The sequence below is a fragment of the Pigmentiphaga sp. genome, assembly GCF_033795525.1.
Classification (GTDB): Bacteria; Pseudomonadota; Gammaproteobacteria; order Burkholderiales; family Burkholderiaceae_B; genus Pigmentiphaga.
This window is the reverse complement of record NZ_JARYGM010000003.1, coordinates 491,151-510,178: the sequence shown is the minus strand read 5'-3', so window position 1 is coordinate 510,178 and position 19,028 is coordinate 491,151. Positions and strand designations below refer to the sequence as shown.

Sequence of the window (19,028 nt, the reverse complement as noted above, 5' to 3'; positions counted from 1 at the left end):
CCCGTATCACCAAAACCAAAGGAAAGGAGACAGACGTGAAAGCATTCATTCGATACTTCGCCGGCATGCTGGCCTGCGCCGCAGCCGTGGCGGCCAGCGCGCAAGCCTACCCTCAGCGCCCGGTGCGCGTCATCGTGCCGTATCCGCCGGGGGGAACGGTGGACGCCGTGGCACGGGTCTTCGCCGACAGCCTGAGCCAGCAGCTGGGCCAGACCTTCGTGGTCGAGAATCGTGCCGGCGCCAGCGGCTCGATCGGCAGCGAGGCGGTGGCGCGCGCGCCGGCCGATGGCTATACCTTGCTGGTCAATGCCTCCACCTTCGCCGCCAGCCCGCTGCTGCTCAAGGCCCTGCCTTACGATATCCACAAGGATTTCACGCCCATCACCAACCTGGGCGAAGTACCGCTGCTGATCACTGCCAACCCCGGTGTTCCGGCCAAGGACTTGCGCGAATTCATCGCGCTTGCGCGGCAGGCGCCCGGCAAGTACTTTTTTGGCGCCTCGGCCGCAGGGTCGGCCAGCCATCTGGCTGAGGCGGCCATCAGTTACGAGGCCAAGGCCGATATACCCATCGTGCTGTACAAAGGCACGGGACCAGCGTTGACCGACCTCATGGGCGGGCACATCAGCGCAGTGATCGACGCGGTGCCTTCGTCCCTGCCGCCCGTCAAGGCCGGCCGCACCAAGGCGCTGGCGGTGACGAGTGCCCAGCGTCTGCTTTCGCTGCCCGAGGTTCCCACCGTGGCCGAATCGGGCCTGCCGGGATTCGAGATGGTCTCCTGGTACGGGCTATGGGGCCCTGCCGGGCTGCCCGCCGATATCGTCCGCACATTGCATGCGGCGGTGGTCACGGCCATCGAATCGCCACGCGTTAAACAGACGCTGAACGAGCAGGCCTTCGTCGGCAAGGGCTCCGCGCCGGAGGCATTCGCCGCGTATGTGCGCGCGGAGAACGCCCGGTACGCCAAGCTGATCAAGAACGCGGATATCCGTATCGATTGACCCGGCGGGGGAGTTCTCCCTGCTTGACAGCTTTCGCAATCCTCGCTCAATATGAACACATAGCGGTTATTAATAACCGCTAAGCGGTCATCATAAAAAGCGAGGAGACCCACATGAAGCGAGGGTTGCGCGGACTCTGGGCATGGGTCCTGAGTCTGGTGTTGCTGTTCACGCCGCAGCTGGTCGCGGCGGCCGGCGATTATCCCCAACGTCCCATCCGCCTGCTGGTGGGCTTCGGGCCGGGCGGCCCGACGGACCTGACGTTCCGCAAGCTGGCCGAGCTCGCCGCCAAGGATCTGGGCCAGCCCATCATCGTCGAGAACAAGCCCGGCGTCGGCGCCACTCTGGCCGCATCGACCATGGCCAGGCAGGACAAGCCCGATGGCTACACCATTGCCGCGGCGACGGCCGGCATGTTCCGCGTGCCCTATATGCAGAAGGTGGATTGGGATCCGATCCGGGACTTCACCTGGATAGCCGGCCTGGGCGGCTATACCTTCGTGCTGGCGGTCAAGGCCGACTCTCCATATAAAACGGCGGCCGACCTGGTGAACTTTGCCAAGGCCAACCCGGGCCGCGTATCGGTGGCGACCGCCGGCGCGGGGACCAGCATGCATTTGCTGACCGAGGCCTTCGCGGCCAACGCCGGCGTGGAACTGACCCATGTGGGCTACAAGAGCAGCAGCGAAGCGGCAGTCAGTTTGCTGGGTGGCCAGACGGTGGCCGCGGTCGATGCGGTGGGAAGCCTGCTGCCCCACGTGCAATCCGGCGCGCTGCGTTTGCTCATGTCGTTCGATGCCGAACCGCCGGCATGGCTGCCTGGCGTGCCCACGGCCAAGAGCCTGGGTTATGGCGTCGCGAATTCGGCTCCGTACGGCCTGATCGGTCCGCGCGGCATGCCGCCCGCCGTGGTCGACCGGCTGGCCGCCGCATTCAAGAAGGCGGTCGATGATCCGGAATATGCCAAGCTGCTGGAACGGCTGGGGCAGACCTACTGGTTCAGCCCGCCTGCCGAATATGGGCGGTTCGCGGCGGAGTACTACGTGTCCGAACGGGCCCTGGTGGAGCAGGCCAAGCTGATGCGCCAGCAATGACCCGACGCATGCAGCGAGGATAGTCATGAAGATTGTTATTGCGGGCGCCGGCATAGGCGGGTTGACGGCGGCCCTCAGCCTCCACGCGGCAGGTTTTTCCGACGTGACCGTGTTGGAGGCAGCCCGCCACATCCAGCAATTGGGCGTAGGCATCAATCTGCCGCCGCATGCCGTGCGCGAGCTCGACGAACTGGGCCTGCACGAAGGCGTGGCCGCATTCGGCATTCCGACCGCCGAACTGGCGTACATCGACAGCGCCGGGCGGCTCATCAACGCTGAGGCGCGCGGCCTCGAGGCCGGCTATCGATGGCCGCAGTACTCCGTGCATCGAGGCAAGCTGCAGGATCTGCTGCTGGATGCCGTGCGTTCCCGTCTGGGGCCGCAAGCCGTGATCGCCGGCCAGCGCGTGCAAGAGGTCCACTACGACACCGAGCGCGCGACGGTACGGACAGTCGGCCACGATGGCGCGACCTCGACCTGCGAGGCCGATGTGCTGATAGGCGCCGATGGCATACGTTCGGCCGTGCGTGGCGCGCTCTATGGCCAGCAGGCGCCGCTCGCCACCAACGGCTGGACCATGTTCCGGGGAACGGCCGAAGGCCAGCCTTTCCGCGGCGGCCGCGCCATGGTCATTGTCGGCGACGAGCACTTGCGCTGCGTGGTCTATCCCATCGGCCCGGGGATGCTCAACTGGTTGATCGTGCGGCCTACCGGTCCCGAGGGCGCGGGCGAGCTCGGCAATTGGAATCGTCCGGTCGCCCCGGAAACGGTGGCGGGCTATGTCAGCCACTGGGATTTCGACTGGCTCGATATTCCGGCGCTGGTGCGCCGGTCCCCGGCCGCCTATGAATATCCCATGGCCGATATCGACCCGCTGCCGCGCTGGACGTTCGGCCCGGTCACGCTGCTGGGCGATGCGGCGCATGCCATGTATCCGTTCGGTTCCAACGGCGCGTCGCAGGCCATTATCGACGCCCGGGTCCTGGCCTACCAGTTGGCCACGCAGCCGGACCGCGACGCCGCACTGGCCGCCTACGAGCAGCTGCGCCGCGAAACGGTAGGTGCCGTGCAGCTGGCCAATCGCAGCATGGCGGGGGACGTCATGAAACGCGTCAGCACGCTGGCACGGGCGAGCGACCATGCCTCGGCCGCGGCGGAGCTGGAGCGGGTGGAGCAGTCGTACAGGAAACTGGCCGGTTTCGATGTGGCGGCACTGAACGAGCGGCCATCGTGGAGCGTGGCGCGCGACCCGGGCATGGCCGTCCCGCCGCGTTAATCCGCCGCGACGGCCATGCCCGGAAGCGAACGGCTAGAGAGTCGCCGCGCGCAACTGTGATGCCGCCTGCCGCAGCTCGGCCAAGTACAGCTTTACGGCTTCTTCCTGCGTCACTTGGCCGGTCGGCAGGCTGACGTTGATGGCGGCGATGGTGTTGCCTTCCTGGTCGCGCACCGGTACGGCCAGTCCGCAAATGGACTCGTCGAGCTCGCTGTCTATCCATGCATAGCCTTGCTTGCGTGCCTGGAGGATGCGCTCGCGCAGTACGCCGGGATCGACCACGGTGGCACTGGTGAGCGGCTTGAGCGTGGCGGTCTGCAGGTAGTGGTCGAGTTCTTCGTCGGGCAACCCGGCCAGCATGACGCGGCCCATGGACACCGCATGGGCAGGCAGGCGGCTGCCCAGCGACGGGCTCATGGGCAGGATGCGCTTGGAGTGCTGGCGCTGGATGTAGACGATGTGCTCGCCATCGAGCACCGATAGCGCGCACGACTGCTTGATGCGCGCACACAGTTCTTCCAGGCTCAGCTGCGCCTGGCGCCAGTACGGCAGGCTGTTGAGATAGGACAGCCCCAGCCGCAGCACGCGGGGCGTGAGCCAGTAGCGCTTGCCGTCGGTCTGCACGAACGACAGCTCGATCAGCGTCAGCAGGAAGCGCCGCACGGCGGTACGGGGCAGTTCCACCGCTTCGGCGATTTCCGCCAGGTTCTTCCGGTACGGGCCGTCGCCCATGGCTTCGATGACGGCCAGGCCGCGGGCGAAGGTACGAACGAAGGATTCGCTTTCAGGGGTCGCCATGCATCCTCCCCGGCCTTGACAGCGCAGGCCGGAATTCCAAATAATGATCATACAGCGGACATAAATATCCGCTAAGCGGTCATTCTAGCAAAGCGTGACGGCGGAATCAACTTCATTCACGGATAGCCATGGCAACCGAGACAAATTTCGAAACCGATTTCTGGAAAGATGCGGAATTGCGCAAGACCTGGGACCAGATCATTCCCGGCGAACCGCGCAAGACCATCCCCTACACCCTGACCCTGGAAGCGATCCAGAAGTATTGCCGGGTGGTCGGCGACATGCACCCGCTGTACTTCGACGAAGAGTACGCCAAGAAAACGCCGTACAAGGGCCTGATCGCGCCGCCCGCCATCCACATCCTGCTGATGTTCGCGTGCACGCCCGCCGACGACTGGATGCGCAGCCCCGGTACCGTCAATGCCGGCCAGTCCTGGAGCTACAACGTGCCGGCCCGGCCGGGCGACACCATCCGCTTGCAGGCCCGCGCGCTGGACAAGTTCATCAAGAAGGAACGTCTGTTCGTGGTGCACGACAACGTGTTCTTCAACCAGCACGACGAAGTCATCTGCTCCGGCCGGGGCTGGACCATCCGCCCCTTCTGAACTGGAAAACAGAGATCAATCATGAGCAATGCATTCGACACCTTGAAGCCCGGTCAGAAGATCGAGGGCACGCCGTTTTCCCCCACCCGCGAAACCATCCGTGATTTCTGCGAAGCCTCGCTCGACTACAACCCGCTGCACTGGGACGACGAGTACATGAAGGGCAACTTCGGCCGGACCAATTTCGGCGGAATCATCATGCACGGCATGAACAACTTCGGCGTCATCACCAAGATGCTGACCGATTGGCTCTATCCGCGCGGCGGTCTGCAGCGCCGGCTCGAGACGCGCTGGAAGATCCCGGTCAAGCCGGGCGACACCATCACGCCCAGCGCCACGATTTCCGCGGTGCAGGTCACCAAGAAGAGCCGCTGGGTCACGCTGCAGGTGCAGGTCGCCAACCAGCGCGGCGAAGTCGTGGCCCTCGGAGAAGCCATGGTCGAGTTCCCGCATGGAATGGAAGCGGCCTGAGCGACCGTCCGCCATTACAACGACAGGAGACGACATGACGATACCAACCAGACGCGCGCTTGCCATGCTGGCATGCGCAGCGGGAGGCGTGCTTCCCGCCTATTCTTCCGCGCAGTCCTTTCCCGCCCAGCCGGTGAGGATCGTCGTGCCGTTTCCCCCTGGCGGCACGACCGATATCCTTGCCCGCCAGCTGGGCGCGGAACTGCAGAAGATGTGGGGCCAGGCGGTGGTGGTGGAGAACCGTGCCGGCGCCAGCGGCACGATTTTTTCCGAGCAGCTCGCCGGCATGCAGCCGGACGGCTATACGCTGATGCTGACCGCTACGCACCATGTCATCAACCCGGGCCTGTACAAGAACCTGCGCTACAACACGCGCACGGATTTCACGCCGGTCGCGCAGGTCGCCGCGGTGCCCAACGTGCTGGTGGTGAATCAGGGCTTTCCGCCTCGCAGCGTGAAGGAACTGATCGACTACGCCAAGCAGCGCCCGGGCAAAGTGGACTTCGGCTCGGCCGGCACGGGCGGCGCCAATCACCTGTCCGGCGAATTGTTCAAGTCCATGGCCGGCATAGAAATGGTGCACATCCCCTACAAGGGCGCCGCGCCGGCCCTGAACGACCTGCTGGGCGGGCAGATCCCGGTGATGTTCGATTCCGTGCCGGGGGTCTTGCAGCACATCAAGTCCGGGCGCCTGCGCGCGCTGGGGGTCACCTCGCTCAAGCGCTCGCCCGCGTTGCCCGACGTACCGACCATCCACGAGGCGGGGGTCAGGGGCTTCGAGTCCACGGCCTGGTTCGGCTTGTACGCCCCGGGCCGCATGGCACCCGATCTGACGCGCAAGCTGTCGGCCGACGTGCTCAGGGCCCTGGCCAGTCCCACCGTACGCAAGGAGTTCGCGGCGCAAGGCGCCGAGGCCGGCACCATGACGCAGCCGGAATTCGCCGCGTTCGTCGATGCCGAAATCACCAAATGGTCCAAAGTCATTGCCGACGCCAACATCAAGATCGACTGATTCCTCCATGTCCAACGAGCATTTCCCGGCCGCCGCGCGCGGCCAATCCGGCGCGCTGTCCCATATCCGCGTCCTCGATCTGTCGCGCATCCTGGCCGGGCCCTGGTGTACGCAGAACCTGGCCGACATGGGCGCAGAGGTCATCAAGGTCGAACGTCCCGGCACCGGCGACGACACGCGGGCCTGGGGGCCACCCTGGGTGCGCGACGCCGAAGGCCACGACACGAGCGACTCCACCTATTACGCGGCTGCCAACCGCGGCAAGAAGTCCATCACCGTCGATATCGCGAGCGAGGCCGGCCAGGCGCTGGTGCGGCGGCTGGCTGCCAAGAGCGACGTCGTCATCGAAAACTACAAGATCGGCGACCTCAAGCGCTACGGCTTGGACTACGACAGTCTGTCGGCGGTGAACCCCGGGCTGGTCTATTGCTCGATCACCGGTTATGGGCAGGACGGTCCGAGTGCGCACAAGCCCGGCTACGACTTCGTTTTCCAGGCGGTGGGCGGCTTGATGAGCATTACCGGCGAAAACGACGCGCTGCCCGGCGGCGGGCCGCAGAAGGTCGGCATTGCGATCGCCGACGTGATCACCGGCATGTACGCCACCATCGCCATCCTGTCGGCGCTGCAGCATCGCACGGTGTCGGGCCGGGGCCAGTACATCGACATGGCCTTGCTCGACTGCATCGTCGCGCTGGGCGGCAACCAGGTCACCGGTTACTTTGCCAGCGGCAAGGTGCCGCACCGCTACGGCAATGCGCACGCCAGCTTGGTTCCCTACCAGGTATTCGCCGTGGCCGATGGGGAAATCGTGGTGGCCGTGGGCAACGACAAGCAGTGGCAGCAGTACTGCGCGGCCATCGAACGGCCCGACCTGGCCGAGGATGCGCGATGGAAGAAAGTCACCGGCCGTATCGTGGGGCGGCAGGAACTCGTGCCCGAACTCGCGCGCACCATGCTGGGCCGCAAGCGCGCCGAGTGGATCGAACGGCTGGAGGCCCACGGCGTGCCGTGCGGACCCATCAATGATTACGCGCAGGTGTTCGAAGACCCGCAAGTGCGCCATCGCGGTTTGCGGGTCGATGTTCCGCGTCCCGGCGGCGGCATGGTTTCCACCATTGCCAGCCCGTTGCGGCTGCGCGAGACCCCTCCGGTATACGACCGGCCACCCCCCACGCTGGGCGATTCCACCGATGCGGTCCTGCGCGATGTGCTGGGCTGCAGCGACGGAGAGATCGACGCCTATCGCCGGGACGGCATTGTCTGAACCGGCGGCCCGTCCCACTTCGGATCCATACCCATGACCCGCGATACTTCTCCCGCCCCCGCTTCGCCGCTGGCCGTCTTTCGCGACTACCTGGCGCGCGGCGAACTGGCCTACCAATACGATGCCGCGCGCAACCGCCCCGTCTTCCACCCGCGGGTGATCGGGCCGGGCAGCGGCAATCCCGACCTGCAATGGCGCGTCAGCGCGGGCACCGGTACGGTATATGCCGTCACCGTGATCAGCCCGCGCGGCGAAGACCCGTACAACGTGGTACTGGTCGACATGGACGAAGGCTTTCGCCTGATGAGCCGGGTCGACGGCGTGCCGCCCGACGAGGTTCGCATCGGCATGCGTGTGCGCGCCGAGGCGCACCAGCCCGGCGACGGCCAGCCCCCCTATCCCATATTTCGCCCGGAGGCCGCATGACGCAGCAAGGCTTGCAACGGGGCGCCTGCGCCATCGTAGGCGTGGCCGAGTCCGATCTGGGGCAGGTAGCGGCGGGCCTGTCGCCGCTGGACTTGATGGGCCAGGCCACGCACCGGGCCCTGCAGGATTGCGGACTGTCGCTGCGCGACATCGACGGTGTGTTCGCCACCACCTCGCAAAGCCGCATGCCGACGCTGGCTTTGTGCGAGTATCTCGGCATTGTCCCGCGCTATCACGACGGCACCAATATCGGCGGCTGCAGCTTCATGTCCATGGTGGCGCATGCGCAGATGGCCATCCAGGCGGGGCTGTGCAAGGTTGCGTTGATTGCCTATGGCAGCACCCAGCGCAGCGCCGGCCGCTCCAATGTGGCCGCCCCCGACGTGAATCCGTACGAGGCGCCGTACCGCCCTATCTACACCGCCAGTTCGTATGCGCTTGCCGCGTCGCGCCACATGTACCAGTACGGCACCACGCGCGAGCAGCTGGCCCAGGTGGCCGTCGCGACCAGGCAGTGGGCCTTGCGCAACCCGGCAGCCTGGGAAAAAACGCCGCTTACCGTGGAGGAGGTGCTGCAGTCGCGCATGGTCAGCCATCCGTTGACGGTACGCGACTGCTGCCTCGTCACCGATGGCGGCGGCGCCCTCATCATGACCTCGGCCGCGCACGCTGCCACGCTACGCAAACCGCCGGCCTACGTGCTGGGTGTGGGCGAGCATCTCAGCCACCTCCATATCAGCAGCATGCCCGACCTGACCGTCACGGGCGCGGTGCAATCCGGCGCGGCCGCCTATGCCATGGCCGGGCTCGGCCCCCGCGAGATCGACGTGGTCGAGGTGTACGACGCCTTCACCATCACCACGCTCCTGTTCCTGGAAGACCTGGGCTTCTGTCCCAAGGGCGAGGCGGGACGCTTCGTGGCGGACGGCGCCATCGCGCCGGGCGGCAGCCTGCCGGTGAACACCAGCGGCGGCGGCCTGTCGTACTGCCATCCTGGCATGTATGGCGTGTTCGTGCTGATGGAGGCGGTACGTCAGATCCGTGGCGAGGCGGGGCAGCGCCAGGTCGCCGATTGCGAGACGGCGATTGCGCATGGCAACGGCGGCACCTTGTCGAGCCAGAGCACGGTGATCCTGGGGAGCGCGGCGACGGTCTAGCCACCGCAACGGCTTGCCGCGCGGACCTCAGCTGCGCTGGAACTGTTCGAAACGATCCAGCGCTTCTTCGATGGCGGCCTTCCACGCCGGCCGCGCCTTGGCCACCCAGGTCCACTTCTGGACCAGCAGGCGGCCGGCCTTGCGGTCCATTTTCAGGTCCAGCGCCGCGACGATGACATCGCCGACCAGGACCGGCAGGGCGAAGTAGCCCAGTACGCGCTTGTCCGCCGGCACATAGGCCTCGAAGCGATGCTCATAGCCGAAAAATGCCTGCAGGCGCTTGCGCTGGATGATGAGCGGGTCGAAAGGCGAGAGGATATGGACCGGAGCGGGGGCAGCCGGCTGTCCGGAGGCTTCCAGGTCCGCGGGTGCGATCCAATGCTGCGCCTTGGCCAACCCGTCGATATGTACGGGCACGAGCTGCTTCTTTTTCACCATCGCGTCGATCACGGCCCGCACGCCCGGCTTGGCCGCTGCATCGCCGTAGCAGGCCGATTCCAGGCTCACCATGCCTTGCGAACGCAGCGCGCGCTGCAACAGGTAGCGGGCGGACTGCTCCTCGCCGACCGGCCGGGGCCGCCGCTGCCAGCCGAAGTGGCGGCGCGCAAGATCGTAGGTCTTGAGCATCCCCGTACGCTTGCTGACGGCCAGGTCGCCGACGAAGAAACCCAGCCTGAGCGCCCGCTTCGATGGCTTGCGGCTGGCCCAGGGGTGGGTCTTTTCCACGAGGACGTCGTCGTCGATGTCGCGGATGGACAGCGGGCCTTCGTTGCGGATGCGGCGCAGCAAGGCGGCATAATCCTGTTCGGGAACGCCTGAAATCCACGGTCCGGGCTGCGCGCGCCGGCGGTCCATGGCGGCAACGAATTGCCGGTAGTCCGCGGTGGGTACGTAGGCCAAGGCATGCGTCCAGTACTCGAATACCGTCTTGTCCCCGGACTGCGCCTGTTCCAGGTCGGTGCGCCGGTACGCGGGAATGCGGGTGTAGAGAATGTGGTGATGGCAGCGCTCGATCACATGGATGGTGTCGATCTGCACGTAGCCCAGATGTTCGACGGCGCGCCTGACCGCATCAGGGCCCGCCCCGAAGGGCGCGGCTGCATCCAGTCGCTGGGCGCGCAGCCAGATGGCGCGGGCCTGGGATGGGGATAGAGCATGGGAAGCAGGCGGCATGTTGTCCGGGCGCCGCCGCCCGGGCGCATGCCGGCATGGCCGGTCCGCCCGTCGAACGCGGCGGCGTTGCAAGTCGTCGGGGAAAGAACTCTACACCATGATTCCGGCCGAGCCGCACCGCGGCGGTCAGGACGGAGCCGTTCCTGGCGCGGCCGGCGCCTGCGCCCGGGCCTCCGGCCGTCCGGGTCGCGCATCGAAAATATGGCGCAGCATGTCGATGGGTACCGGAAACACGATGGTGGACGACCGGTCGTTGCTGATGTCGTACAAGGTCGAAAGAAAACGCAGCTGCATGGCCTCCGGCGCGGCCGATAGCGTGTTGGCGGCCTCGACCAGGCGCTGCGCGGCCTGCTGTTCGCCCTCGGCATTGATGATGCGGGCGCGCCGGTTGCGTTCGGCCTCGGCCTGCCGGGCAATGGCGCGCACCATGCTCTCGTCGATATCCACGTGCTTGATCTCGACGTTGGCCACTTTGATGCCCCAGTCCTCGGTCTGCCGGTCCAGGATCTCCTGCAGGTCGGCATTGAGCTTGTCGCGCTCGGCCAGCATTTCGTCCAGGTCGTGCTTGCCCAGCACCGAACGCAGCGTCGTCTGCGCCAGCTGGCTGGTCGCTTCCATGTAGCGCTCCACCTGGATCACCGCCTTGTCCGGGTCGACGACGCGAAAGTACAGGACGGCGTTGACCTTCACCGACACGTTGTCGTGCGAGATGATGTCCTGGCTAGGGATGTCGAGCACTACCGTGCGCAAGTCCACCCTCACCAATTGCTGAATGAAGGGGATGAGGATGATGAGCCCCGGCCCCTTGACACCGGAGTAGCGTCCCAGCGTAAAGACGACACCCCGCTCGTATTCGCGCAGGATGCGGATCATCGACAACAGTACGGCTACGATCAGGACCGCGAGGACGATGTAGGGGACGATGGCTATCACCATGGTGCGTGCTCCTTATCTCATGTCGTTGTTGGTTCGTGGGCTCGTACGATCAGGGTCAGGCCCTGCCGGCCGGCGACCTGTACGCTTGCGCCGGGAGCCAGCGGGTCGTCGCTGCGGGCATGCCAGCTTTCGCCGTGTATCCGCACGAGGCCGGCGTCGCCTGACCACGACAGTACCGTGCCGGTCCTGCCGATCAAGGTTTCCCCGCCGGTGACCACGGCCCGTTTGCGGCTGCGCACGACCGAGGCCAGCACCACCGCCATCAGCACGCCGCTGGCAACGGCCGCGGCGACGATGAGCGGCAGGGACAGCTGGAAACCGGGAATGTCGCCGTCGAACATGAACAGCGATCCCAGCGCGAAAATGACCGCCCCGCCTATGCCCAGCAGGCCGAAGGTGGGCGTGAAGGCCTCGGCGCCCATCAGCACGATGCCCAGCAGGACCAGACCGATGCCGGCATAGCTGATGGGCAGCAGGTTCAGCGCGAAAAGGCCGGTCACAAGCGCGACGGCACCCAGCACACCGGGAAAGATGCTGCCCGGGCTCATCAGCTCGAAGATAATGCCGTAGATGCCCAGCAACATCAGGATGTAGGCAATGTTGGGGTTGGTGATGACGGCCAGGAAGCGGGTACGCCAGTCAGGCTCGACCGCAACGACCTGCGCGCCGCGCGTTTCCAGTTCCATGGCCTGCCCGTTGACCTCTACCTGCCTGCCATCGGCTTGACCGAGCAAATCGGCCAGGTCGGGCGAGACGATCTCGATCACCCGCTGTTCGAGCGCGGCCTGGGCCGAGATGCTGGCGGCGCTGCGAACCGCCTCTTCGGCCCACTCGGCGTTGCGGCCCCGCATTTCCGCCAGGCTGCGGATGAAAGCGACCGCGTCGTTGATGGCCTTCCTCTCCGCAGCTTGAGCCGGAGCGGGTTTCTGCCCGGCTGCGGGCCGTTCCTGCGCCTTCTTGCCCTCCTCGGCGGCCCGGTCTTCCTTGCCGTTTTTGCCGTCGGGAGCGCCCGTGGGCGGGCTGTCCCCCGGCGAGCCGCCCATGTTTACCGGCGTGGCCGCGCCGGTATTGGTACCCGGCGCCATGGCGGCAAGATGGCTGGCATAGAGCAGGTAGGTCCCGGCACTGGCCGCCTGCGCGCCGCTGGGCGCGACATAGGCCAGAACCGGGATCGGCGACGCCAGCATCAGGCGAATGATGTCCCGCATGGAAGAGGCGAGCCCGCCGGGCGTGTCGATGCGCAGGACGATGGCCTGCGCATTCTGCCGGGAAGCGGTCTCGAAGCCGTGGCGCAAGTAGCCGGTCGTAGCGGGCCCGATGGCCCCTTGGATGTCCAGCAGGACGACGCTGCGTTCAGCGGGCGCGGCCGCCTGGGAATATGCCGGCAGCAGGGCGGCGCCAGCCACGGCCACAGCCGCCAGGTACCGCAGGGCGCGCCACCAGCGCGGCGGGCTGCATCGGTAGGGAGCGTCCTGCAAAGGCATGGCGTCTCCTTGTTCGACCACGGCGAGGCGGCAAAAGCCGCCGCCGTGCCGGGGCCTGGCACGGCGGCTACCGCCAGCAAGCCACGTTCCTGCCGGCGCGCAATTACGGCGGGTGCGGGCAAAGCGCGGCACCGCCGCCGGGCGGGCTTCTCTCTAAAATAGCAGCAACCCCTTCTGCATCCAAGCCCGGAAACATGAATAGCCACTTCAGCCCCGTTGCGCTGGAACATGCGAGCCGCCTCATCAACCATGGCCCCACGGTCCTCGTGACGAGCGCGCACGGTGCGTCGCGCAATGTCATGGCGGCGGCATGGTCCATGCCGGTCGAGTTCACCCCGCCCCGCATTGCCATCGTCATCGATAAACGGACCTATACGCGCGAACTGGCAAGCGCCAGCGGAAGCTTCGGTGTTTGTGTGCCGGGCGCGGCCGCCGCCGATCTCACCTATGCGGTCGGCAGCACCAGCGGCCGGGATATCGACAAGTTCGCCCGGTTCGGCATCGCCGCCATGGCGGGTCCGGTGCTGGGTCTGCCATTGATCGAGGCGGGGTGCGTGGCCTGGCTGGAATGCCGGCTCATTCGGGAGCCGCATACCGAAGACGCGTATGACACCTGCTTCGGCGAGGTCGTTTCGGCCGCGGCGGATCCCCGCATCTTCGAGCAGGGGCGCTGGTCCTTGCGCGGCGACAATGCCGATCTTCATACCCTTCATCACCTTGGCGCCGGCAATTTCGCGTGCGCGGGCAACGTGATCCAGGCCCGCCCGCTGGCGGGCGAGATCGCGGAATGAGGGCGTCGCGGCGCTGCCGGCCGGTCAAAGACTTTCGATGTGCCGCGCCATGCGTTCGCGCAGCGCCTGGTCAGGCAAGGCGCCGCGCGCCGCGCCCAGATTGTCGATGACGTTGACGGGCCGGCTGGTGGCCGGCGTGGCGCACGTTACCGCGGGATGCGAAACCACGAACTTGAGGAAGAACTGCGCCCATGACCGGATCCCGACCTCGGCCGCCCAGGGAGGTACGTCATGGCCCTTCACTTTCTCCCACAGCCGGGTGCGGCCGAAGGGCGCGTAGGCAAGCACGGCGATGCCGCGATCGGCAGCCAGCGGCAGGATGCGTTCCTCCATGACGCGATTGTCGATCGCGTAGTCCACGCCGATGAAGTCCAGGGGTTCCGACCGCATGGCCTGTTCCAGCATGTCATATTGCCGCGGGAACGTGGTCGTGAGGCCGGCATAGCGTATGCGCTTCTGGTCGCGCAGTGCCTTGAGCAGGCCGAACTGCACGGGCACGTCGCCCATGTTGTGGACCTGGATCAGATCGATCACCGGCTTGCCTATGTGCCGGAACGACGCCTCGATCTGCGCGCGCGCCTTGCCAGCGTCTGCCTTGCCGTCCTGCGCCACATTGAGCTTGGTCGCCCAGAACACCTTGTCCGCCATGCCGGCGTCCCGGACGATGCGCCCGGCGACTTCTTCCGATGCGCCATAGGCGGGGGCCGTATCGAAGACCGTTCCGCCGTTCTCCAGCAGGGCGGCGAAGACTTCGTGCAGCCGTTGCCGCTGGTCGTCGCCGGCGGCGCGCGAAAAAGTGGCGGAGCTGCCCAGGCCGACCACCGGCAGGCGCTCTCCCGATTTTGGAATGGCGCGCGTGATGAGCGGTCCGGAAGGGCTGGCGGCCCACAGCAGCGCGGGGTCCAGCGCCGCCGCGGCGCCTGCGGCCAAGCTCAGTTTCAGGTAATTGCGACGTGAAATCATGGTTCGCCTCCTTCCTGCACAGCATTGAAAGCGCGCGTTACGGCCGGCGGCCCCGCCGGTGCGTCGGCCATGGCAATCCGCTGCTGCGCACGCCCCAGCCACCAGGCCAGTCCGGCCCACGCGATGGAGAGCGGCACGGCCACGCCGGCGACCGCGGCAAGACCCATGGCCAGCCGCCCCAGCATTCCCTCCAACTGGGCGCCGGCCACGTCGCCGAAACGATAGACAAAGGTATCGATGAAGGCCTTGGACTTGTACTTGTCCTCGCGCGAGAGGACGGTGAACAACGTTTCCCGGGCGGGCCGCATGATCGCGCGCTGGACCGCCCTGAACGCCGCCTCGAAAGCGATCAGCGCCGCCAGCGAACCGACGATGGCCAGTCCCAGGAACCCCAGCAGCGTGGTCAGTGGAAGCAAGGCCAGCGTCAGCGCGACGCCGAGCCGCTTCATCAGGTGGCCGGCCACCAGCAGCTGGATCACCAGCGTGGCAATCTGCGTCAGCATGTCGATGCGGGCGAACAGCGCCGTCCGCGTGTCGAGTTCCTGGCCCAGCGCCGCGACCATTTGCAGGCGTGTGAAATACAGGAAGGTCGCCATGATGGCCAGAACGACGACATAGCTGGCAATAGCCGCGAGATAGCGCGAGCGGAAAACCGCCTTGGCGCCTTCCCATGCGCTGCCGCCAATGCGTTCCCGGTTGCGGGCCTGGACGGCGCGAGGGTCGGCTTCCGGCTGTATGCGGACGATGGCCGCGCCCAGGGCCAGCGCGGCCAGCAGGAAGCCCGCCGCAACCAGCAGCAGGCCCGCCGTGCCGAGCGGTCGCGCCAGCACCGAGGCCAGCCAGGGGCCGAATATCGCCCCCAGCGTGCCGCCTACCGAGATCAGGCCGAAGAACCGCTTGCTCTGCTCCAGCGCGAAACGATCCGACATCAGCGCCCAGAACACCATGGTGGCGAAGAGGTTGAACACGCTGAACCACACATAGAACACCTGACCGCTGGCCACGCCGACAGCCGCGGGCGCCCAGACGATCAGCAGGTAGAACCCCACCAGGCCGAGGGCGAAGAACAAATAGGTTGCCGCGATGAACTGCATGCGCCTGAGCCGGCTCACGAGCAGACCGAACACCGGGTTGACCAGCAGCGTCACCAGCGCCGTGCCGACAAACAGCCAGCGCACGGCATCCAGTCCGCCGCGCATGCCGAGAGCTTCCCGTGCCGGCCGCAGGATCATCAGCGCCGTCAGGACGCAAAAGAAGAAGCCGACCGCCACCGCGACGGGCAGCACTTCGTCGCGTCGTACGTTGAACAGCGAGGAGGGGGCGAATCTCATGCGTCCAGTCCGTTGCGGCGCCCAGGTCCGCGCCAGGACACCTGGGCGGCGGCAGGACAAGCATATCGCGTGCCCCGTGGCTCAGTCGATGGTAATCCCGGCCTCGCGGATGATGCGGGTATAGCGCCGTGCTTCCGAGGCAAGGAAATCCGCCAGGGCCTGTGGCGTACCGGGCGCGGTTTCGAAGCCTTGCAGCGCGAACTTCTGCTTGACCTCCGGATCCGCCAGCGCGCCGTTCAAGGCTGCATTGAGACGGGAGATCACCGGCGACGGGGTGCCGGCGGGCGCCAGTACCGCCAATGCGCTGGGGATGTCCACGCCCTCCACGCCGGCGGCGGCCAGCGACGGCACGCCGGGCACCAGAGCCGATTCCTTGGCGGTGGTCAGCGCGAGCGCCCGCAATCTTCCATCGCGCAACTGCGGCACGACGCCGACGTCGGCGATCATGAAATCGACTTGCTCGCCCATCAAGGCCACCAGCGCCGGACCGACGCCCCGGAATGGAACATGAACGAATTCGGTGCCGGTGGCGCGGGCAATGATCTCCGTCGCCAGATGCGGGGCGGCGCCATTCCCGCTGGACGCGTAGGTAAGGCGCCCGGGCCGCGCCCGCGCTGCCTCCAGCAGTTGACGCAAGGTCTTCGCCGGGGAACTGGGATGCACGACGACGATGAACGGAGATGTCGTCATCATGCCCACCGGCGCGAAACTCTTGAGCGCGTCGTACCGGAGGTTCTTGTAGAGCGCTTGCGAGGTGACGTGGGTCACGGGACCGGTCACATACAGCGTGTATCCATCCGCGGGCGCGGCGGCCACATAGGCCGCGCCTATGGTCGTACCGGCACCCGGACGGTTGTCCACGAATACGGTTTGCCCCAGGGTCTCGCTGAGCTTGGCCGCCACGATACGGGCGCCCACGTCGGTGGATCCGCCCGGGGGAAACGGCACCACAAGCCGTATGGGGCGGCTGGGAAATTCATCGGCCCAGGCCGGCAGGCAAGCCAGTACGCTGACCAGAGCGGCGGCAACATATCTAGTGATCTTCACGGTGTCTCCTCTTGGGGGGTGGTCACGCAGCTGGGCGCGCTTCGACGATAGGCAGGCCGGTGGCCTGCATCAGGCTCCGGATGCGGGCGATCTCCTCGGGGCGCGCTGCCGGCATAGGCGGCCTCATGCGGGGCGACGAGACCAAGCCTCGCAGCCAGGCGGCAATCTTGTAGCGGACATGCAGGCGGCCGGGCTCGGAATAGATGTACTCGTGCAGCCGTGCCATGCCATCGTCCCAGATACGGCGCGCCGTCAGGAAGTCGTTGCGGCGGAACGCCTCGATATGCTCGAACATCGGTTCGAGCGCGTAGTTCCACGAGCCGCTGATGGTGCCGTCGAAATTACCGACCGACTGGTATTCGTGGAAAAAATGCGCGCTCGAGCACAGCAGCGCCACGTGCGGCGCGTGCTCGCGCATTGCGCGGGCCAGAATGCGATGGCCGGGATAGGCGTAGGTCATCTTCCAGCCAACGATATTGGGTACTTCGCGGCAGAACTTCAGGGTGGGCTCCAGAGGCAGGCCAATGCCCCACGGCTGCGACGCGTTGGTGACGGGATGGGTAAAGATCGGCAGGTCCGCCACACGGTCCTGGCCCTTGATCTGGTCCAGCCATACCTCCGGATAACGCACCGAATCCCAGGCGATGGACACGTCCATCGAGCCGGCGGGCGGCACGACGAACAGGCCGTCTGCGCCCATGGCCTTGGCTTCGGCCGCCAGCTCTACCGTCTCGTGGGTGGTCCATGCGAACGTGCCCGCCAGCACCGGCATGCGGCCGTGAGCCTCCTCCAGCACGATTTCCAGCACACGCCGCTTTTCTTCCCGCGTCAGGTAGAAGGCCTCGCCGGCCTCGGGGTTGGCGATCAACCCGCCGTGCCGGGCAAAGCCGGCGTGATCGGTGTAGTAGCGGACCAGCTTGCGCAGTCCGGCCTCGTCGACCTGCAGCCGGTCGTCCAGAGGCAGGACCAGCGCGGTATACAGACGGCGAGCGATATCGCGGCCATCGCGATTGACGATTTCCATAGTCTCTTCCTTGTGGGTGGTTGGCGGGCGCCGGGCAGGCGCCGAAGGATGCGGGTGACGCGCACAACGTACCCGGAAGAGCATTCTAGGAATCGGCATTTAATTTGTCTAATATATGTCCTGAATCGATTTATTTTTTTGCTTTATGAATTTATCGACCCGAAGCCTGCGTGCCTTTCTCACGCTCGCCTCCGCGCGCAGCTTCACGCGGGCGGCGCAGCAGCTGCATATCAGTCAGCCGGGTTTGAGCCTCATGATGCGTGAGCTGGAAAGCCAGCTTGCCTGCCAGCTGTTCGAGCGCACCACGCGGTCCGTCGAACTGACGGGCGCGGGCCGGCAGCTGCTGGCTCGCGCCCGGCGCATCGTTGAAGAGCTCGACAGCCTCGCGCCTGCATTGAGCCAGGCCTCCGTTGAGCAACGCCGCACGCTTCATGTCGCCGCCACCCCCATGTTTTCCGCCAGCGTCATGCCCGAGGTCTACATGCGGCTGCGGGAAAGCCATCCCACCATCTCCATCCACCTGATCGACGCGCCCAAGCCCGAGGTCGAGAACCTGGTGCGCAACGGCATGGTCGATTGCGGACTCGGCATCTTCGCCAAGCGGCTGGCCGAACTGGTGCGCGAACCGCTGTTCAAGTTCGATTTCATCTATGTCGAATCGCGCAAGGCGCCGGTGCTGTTCCGCGGGCGCCGCACCCCGGGGTCCGTCGCCTGGCGCGATCTGCCCGATGTGCCGTTCGTGGAGCTGGGGCACGGATCCGAGCTGCAGCAGTTGATCGCCAAGTGCAAGCACCGTGCGGGAAAGCGCGGCGAACCAGGCTTTGCCTTCAATAACCTGGAGTCCTTGCTGGGCATGGCCGCCGCCGGCGTGGGGCCGACGATTCTTCCCTCTTTTGTCGTGCCCGCTTCGTCGGATTCCGGCGTATCCATTGCATTGCTGAATCAGCCGGTGCTGTCGCTGGACTTCCATTTGATCAGCCGCCGCGGCCGGCCGCAGCCGGCGGCATTGGATATCTTCCGCAATGCGCTGGGGGAAGTGATCCGCGAGCGTGGTGAACAAATGTTTTGATTCCACGCCTTGCCCACCGGTTTTTCGCCAGCGCCCGTGGGCTATCATTGCCCGCGCCGCGGGCCGAGGCCCGGGGCATTCCATCCACGTCAAGAACAAGGAA

General features: G+C 66.2%; 19 protein-coding genes. 11 read left to right on the top strand and 8 right to left on the bottom strand.

Going from position 1 to position 19,028, the window contains the following annotated elements:
* Positions 1 to 35 precede the first annotated feature (35 nt).
* From QHC78_RS10955 to QHC78_RS10945, 3 genes are all read left to right on the top strand, one after another.
* Entirely contained in the window at positions 36 to 1,001 is a 966-nt protein-coding gene (locus tag QHC78_RS10955; RefSeq protein ID WP_319744361.1) for a Bug family tripartite tricarboxylate transporter substrate binding protein, read from the top strand.
* Between the two features lie 113 nt (positions 1,002 to 1,114).
* A complete protein-coding gene (locus QHC78_RS10950; protein ID WP_319744359.1) occupies positions 1,115 to 2,095 on the top strand; it encodes a tripartite tricarboxylate transporter substrate binding protein in 981 nt (326 codons plus the stop codon).
* A gap of 25 nt (positions 2,096 to 2,120) precedes the next feature.
* The gene (locus QHC78_RS10945) at positions 2,121 to 3,371 is read left to right on the top strand and encodes an FAD-dependent monooxygenase (RefSeq protein ID WP_319744357.1); all 1,251 of its coding nucleotides are present in this window, start codon (positions 2,121 to 2,123) and stop codon (positions 3,369 to 3,371) included.
* Positions 3,372 to 3,404: 33 nt separating this feature from the next.
* Here QHC78_RS10945 and QHC78_RS10940 read toward each other — a convergent pair whose 3' ends face one another.
* Positions 3,405 to 4,169, bottom strand: coding sequence for an IclR family transcriptional regulator domain-containing protein (locus QHC78_RS10940; RefSeq protein ID WP_319744355.1), 765 nt, complete (start codon positions 4,167 to 4,169; stop codon positions 3,405 to 3,407).
* Positions 4,170 to 4,297: 128 nt separating this feature from the next.
* Between QHC78_RS10940 and QHC78_RS10935 the strand changes: the two genes are divergently transcribed.
* The 6 genes from QHC78_RS10935 to QHC78_RS10910 are packed head-to-tail and all read left to right on the top strand — an operon-like array spanning position 4,298 to position 9,107.
* Positions 4,298 to 4,774, top strand: coding sequence for a MaoC family dehydratase (locus QHC78_RS10935; protein WP_319744353.1), 477 nt, complete (start codon positions 4,298 to 4,300; stop codon positions 4,772 to 4,774).
* Positions 4,775 to 4,795: 21 nt separating this feature from the next.
* Positions 4,796 to 5,245 carry a MaoC family dehydratase gene (locus tag QHC78_RS10930; RefSeq protein WP_319744352.1) on the top strand — a complete coding sequence of 150 codons (450 nt, stop codon included), beginning with the start codon at positions 4,796 to 4,798 and terminating at the stop codon, positions 5,243 to 5,245.
* Between the two features lie 34 nt (positions 5,246 to 5,279).
* Positions 5,280 to 6,257 carry a Bug family tripartite tricarboxylate transporter substrate binding protein gene (locus QHC78_RS10925; protein ID WP_319744350.1) on the top strand — a complete coding sequence of 326 codons (978 nt, stop codon included), beginning with the start codon at positions 5,280 to 5,282 and terminating at the stop codon, positions 6,255 to 6,257.
* Between the two features lie 7 nt (positions 6,258 to 6,264).
* The gene (locus QHC78_RS10920) at positions 6,265 to 7,524 is read left to right on the top strand and encodes a CaiB/BaiF CoA transferase family protein (RefSeq protein ID WP_319744347.1); all 1,260 of its coding nucleotides are present in this window, start codon (positions 6,265 to 6,267) and stop codon (positions 7,522 to 7,524) included.
* Positions 7,525 to 7,557: 33 nt separating this feature from the next.
* Positions 7,558 to 7,950 (top strand): Zn-ribbon domain-containing OB-fold protein, encoded by a 393-nt coding sequence (locus tag QHC78_RS10915; RefSeq protein ID WP_319744345.1) that lies wholly within the window; start codon positions 7,558 to 7,560, stop codon positions 7,948 to 7,950.
* The gene (locus tag QHC78_RS10910; protein WP_319744343.1) at positions 7,947 to 9,107 is read left to right on the top strand and encodes an acetyl-CoA acetyltransferase; all 1,161 of its coding nucleotides are present in this window, start codon (positions 7,947 to 7,949) and stop codon (positions 9,105 to 9,107) included. The genes QHC78_RS10915 and QHC78_RS10910 overlap by 4 nt, the downstream gene beginning before the upstream one ends.
* Before the next feature lie 27 nt (positions 9,108 to 9,134).
* Here the strand turns inward: QHC78_RS10910 and QHC78_RS10905 are convergent, their stop codons facing one another.
* The 3 genes from QHC78_RS10905 to QHC78_RS10895 all read right to left on the bottom strand — a co-directional run bounded on the left by QHC78_RS10905 (position 9,135) and on the right by QHC78_RS10895 (position 12,700).
* A complete protein-coding gene (locus tag QHC78_RS10905; RefSeq protein ID WP_319744341.1) occupies positions 9,135 to 10,280 on the bottom strand; it encodes a winged helix-turn-helix domain-containing protein in 1,146 nt (381 codons plus the stop codon).
* A 126-nt stretch (positions 10,281 to 10,406) separates the two neighbouring features.
* Positions 10,407 to 11,153 (bottom strand): slipin family protein, encoded by a 747-nt coding sequence (locus QHC78_RS10900; RefSeq protein ID WP_413816458.1) that lies wholly within the window; start codon positions 11,151 to 11,153, stop codon positions 10,407 to 10,409.
* A gap of 80 nt (positions 11,154 to 11,233) precedes the next feature.
* Positions 11,234 to 12,700: an NfeD family protein gene (locus tag QHC78_RS10895; RefSeq protein WP_319744337.1), complete on the bottom strand. Its 1,467-nt coding sequence runs from the start codon at positions 12,698 to 12,700 to the stop codon at positions 11,234 to 11,236.
* Positions 12,701 to 12,894: 194 nt separating this feature from the next.
* Between QHC78_RS10895 and QHC78_RS10890 the strand changes: the two genes are divergently transcribed.
* Positions 12,895 to 13,491 (top strand): flavin reductase family protein, encoded by a 597-nt coding sequence (locus QHC78_RS10890; protein WP_319744335.1) that lies wholly within the window; start codon positions 12,895 to 12,897, stop codon positions 13,489 to 13,491.
* Positions 13,492 to 13,515: 24 nt separating this feature from the next.
* Here the strand turns inward: QHC78_RS10890 and QHC78_RS10885 are convergent, their stop codons facing one another.
* The 4 genes from QHC78_RS10885 to QHC78_RS10870 all read right to left on the bottom strand — a co-directional run bounded on the left by QHC78_RS10885 (position 13,516) and on the right by QHC78_RS10870 (position 17,856).
* Complete coding sequence (locus tag QHC78_RS10885; protein WP_319744333.1) at positions 13,516 to 14,454, bottom strand: aldo/keto reductase; 939 nt, start codon at positions 14,452 to 14,454, stop codon at positions 13,516 to 13,518.
* Positions 14,451 to 15,785, bottom strand: coding sequence for an NTP/NDP exchange transporter (locus QHC78_RS10880; RefSeq protein ID WP_319744331.1), 1,335 nt, complete (start codon positions 15,783 to 15,785; stop codon positions 14,451 to 14,453). Before QHC78_RS10880 ends, QHC78_RS10885 begins: the two co-directional genes overlap by 4 nt.
* Before the next feature lie 81 nt (positions 15,786 to 15,866).
* Positions 15,867 to 16,832 (bottom strand): Bug family tripartite tricarboxylate transporter substrate binding protein, encoded by a 966-nt coding sequence (locus tag QHC78_RS10875; RefSeq protein WP_319744329.1) that lies wholly within the window; start codon positions 16,830 to 16,832, stop codon positions 15,867 to 15,869.
* Between the two features lie 22 nt (positions 16,833 to 16,854).
* A complete protein-coding gene (locus QHC78_RS10870; protein WP_319744327.1) occupies positions 16,855 to 17,856 on the bottom strand; it encodes a dihydrodipicolinate synthase family protein in 1,002 nt (333 codons plus the stop codon).
* A gap of 145 nt (positions 17,857 to 18,001) precedes the next feature.
* On the opposite strand from QHC78_RS10870, the gene QHC78_RS10865 reads away from it, so the two are divergent.
* Complete coding sequence (locus tag QHC78_RS10865; RefSeq protein WP_319744325.1) at positions 18,002 to 18,925, top strand: LysR family transcriptional regulator; 924 nt, start codon at positions 18,002 to 18,004, stop codon at positions 18,923 to 18,925.
* The last annotated feature ends 103 nt before the right edge of the window (positions 18,926 to 19,028 follow it).

What these genes read in the sequence shown, in the direction of transcription:
- QHC78_RS10950 (WP_319744359.1), top strand. Translation starts at nt 1,115, where the DNA reads ATGAAGCGAGGGTTGCGCGGACTCTGGGCATGGGTCCTGAGTCTGGTG.
- QHC78_RS10945 (WP_319744357.1), top strand. Translation starts at nt 2,121, where the DNA reads ATGAAGATTGTTATTGCGGGCGCCGGCATAGGCGGGTTGACGGCGGCC.
- QHC78_RS10940 (WP_319744355.1), bottom strand. Translation starts at nt 4,169, where the DNA reads ATGGCGACCCCTGAAAGCGAATCCTTCGTTCGTACCTTCGCCCGCGGC.
- QHC78_RS10935 (WP_319744353.1), top strand. Translation starts at nt 4,298, where the DNA reads ATGGCAACCGAGACAAATTTCGAAACCGATTTCTGGAAAGATGCGGAA.
- QHC78_RS10930 (WP_319744352.1), top strand. Translation starts at nt 4,796, where the DNA reads ATGAGCAATGCATTCGACACCTTGAAGCCCGGTCAGAAGATCGAGGGC.
- QHC78_RS10925 (WP_319744350.1), top strand. Translation starts at nt 5,280, where the DNA reads ATGACGATACCAACCAGACGCGCGCTTGCCATGCTGGCATGCGCAGCG.
- QHC78_RS10920 (WP_319744347.1), top strand. Translation starts at nt 6,265, where the DNA reads ATGTCCAACGAGCATTTCCCGGCCGCCGCGCGCGGCCAATCCGGCGCG.
- QHC78_RS10915 (WP_319744345.1), top strand. Translation starts at nt 7,558, where the DNA reads ATGACCCGCGATACTTCTCCCGCCCCCGCTTCGCCGCTGGCCGTCTTT.
- QHC78_RS10910 (WP_319744343.1), top strand. Translation starts at nt 7,947, where the DNA reads ATGACGCAGCAAGGCTTGCAACGGGGCGCCTGCGCCATCGTAGGCGTG.
- QHC78_RS10905 (WP_319744341.1), bottom strand. Translation starts at nt 10,280, where the DNA reads ATGCCGCCTGCTTCCCATGCTCTATCCCCATCCCAGGCCCGCGCCATC.
- QHC78_RS10900 (WP_413816458.1), bottom strand. Translation starts at nt 11,153, where the DNA reads ATGATCCGCATCCTGCGCGAATACGAGCGGGGTGTCGTCTTTACGCTG.
- QHC78_RS10895 (WP_319744337.1), bottom strand. Translation starts at nt 12,700, where the DNA reads ATGCCTTTGCAGGACGCTCCCTACCGATGCAGCCCGCCGCGCTGGTGG.
- QHC78_RS10890 (WP_319744335.1), top strand. Translation starts at nt 12,895, where the DNA reads ATGAATAGCCACTTCAGCCCCGTTGCGCTGGAACATGCGAGCCGCCTC.
- QHC78_RS10885 (WP_319744333.1), bottom strand. Translation starts at nt 14,454, where the DNA reads ATGATTTCACGTCGCAATTACCTGAAACTGAGCTTGGCCGCAGGCGCC.
- QHC78_RS10880 (WP_319744331.1), bottom strand. Translation starts at nt 15,785, where the DNA reads ATGAGATTCGCCCCCTCCTCGCTGTTCAACGTACGACGCGACGAAGTG.
- QHC78_RS10870 (WP_319744327.1), bottom strand. Translation starts at nt 17,856, where the DNA reads ATGGAAATCGTCAATCGCGATGGCCGCGATATCGCTCGCCGTCTGTAT.
- QHC78_RS10865 (WP_319744325.1), top strand. Translation starts at nt 18,002, where the DNA reads ATGAATTTATCGACCCGAAGCCTGCGTGCCTTTCTCACGCTCGCCTCC.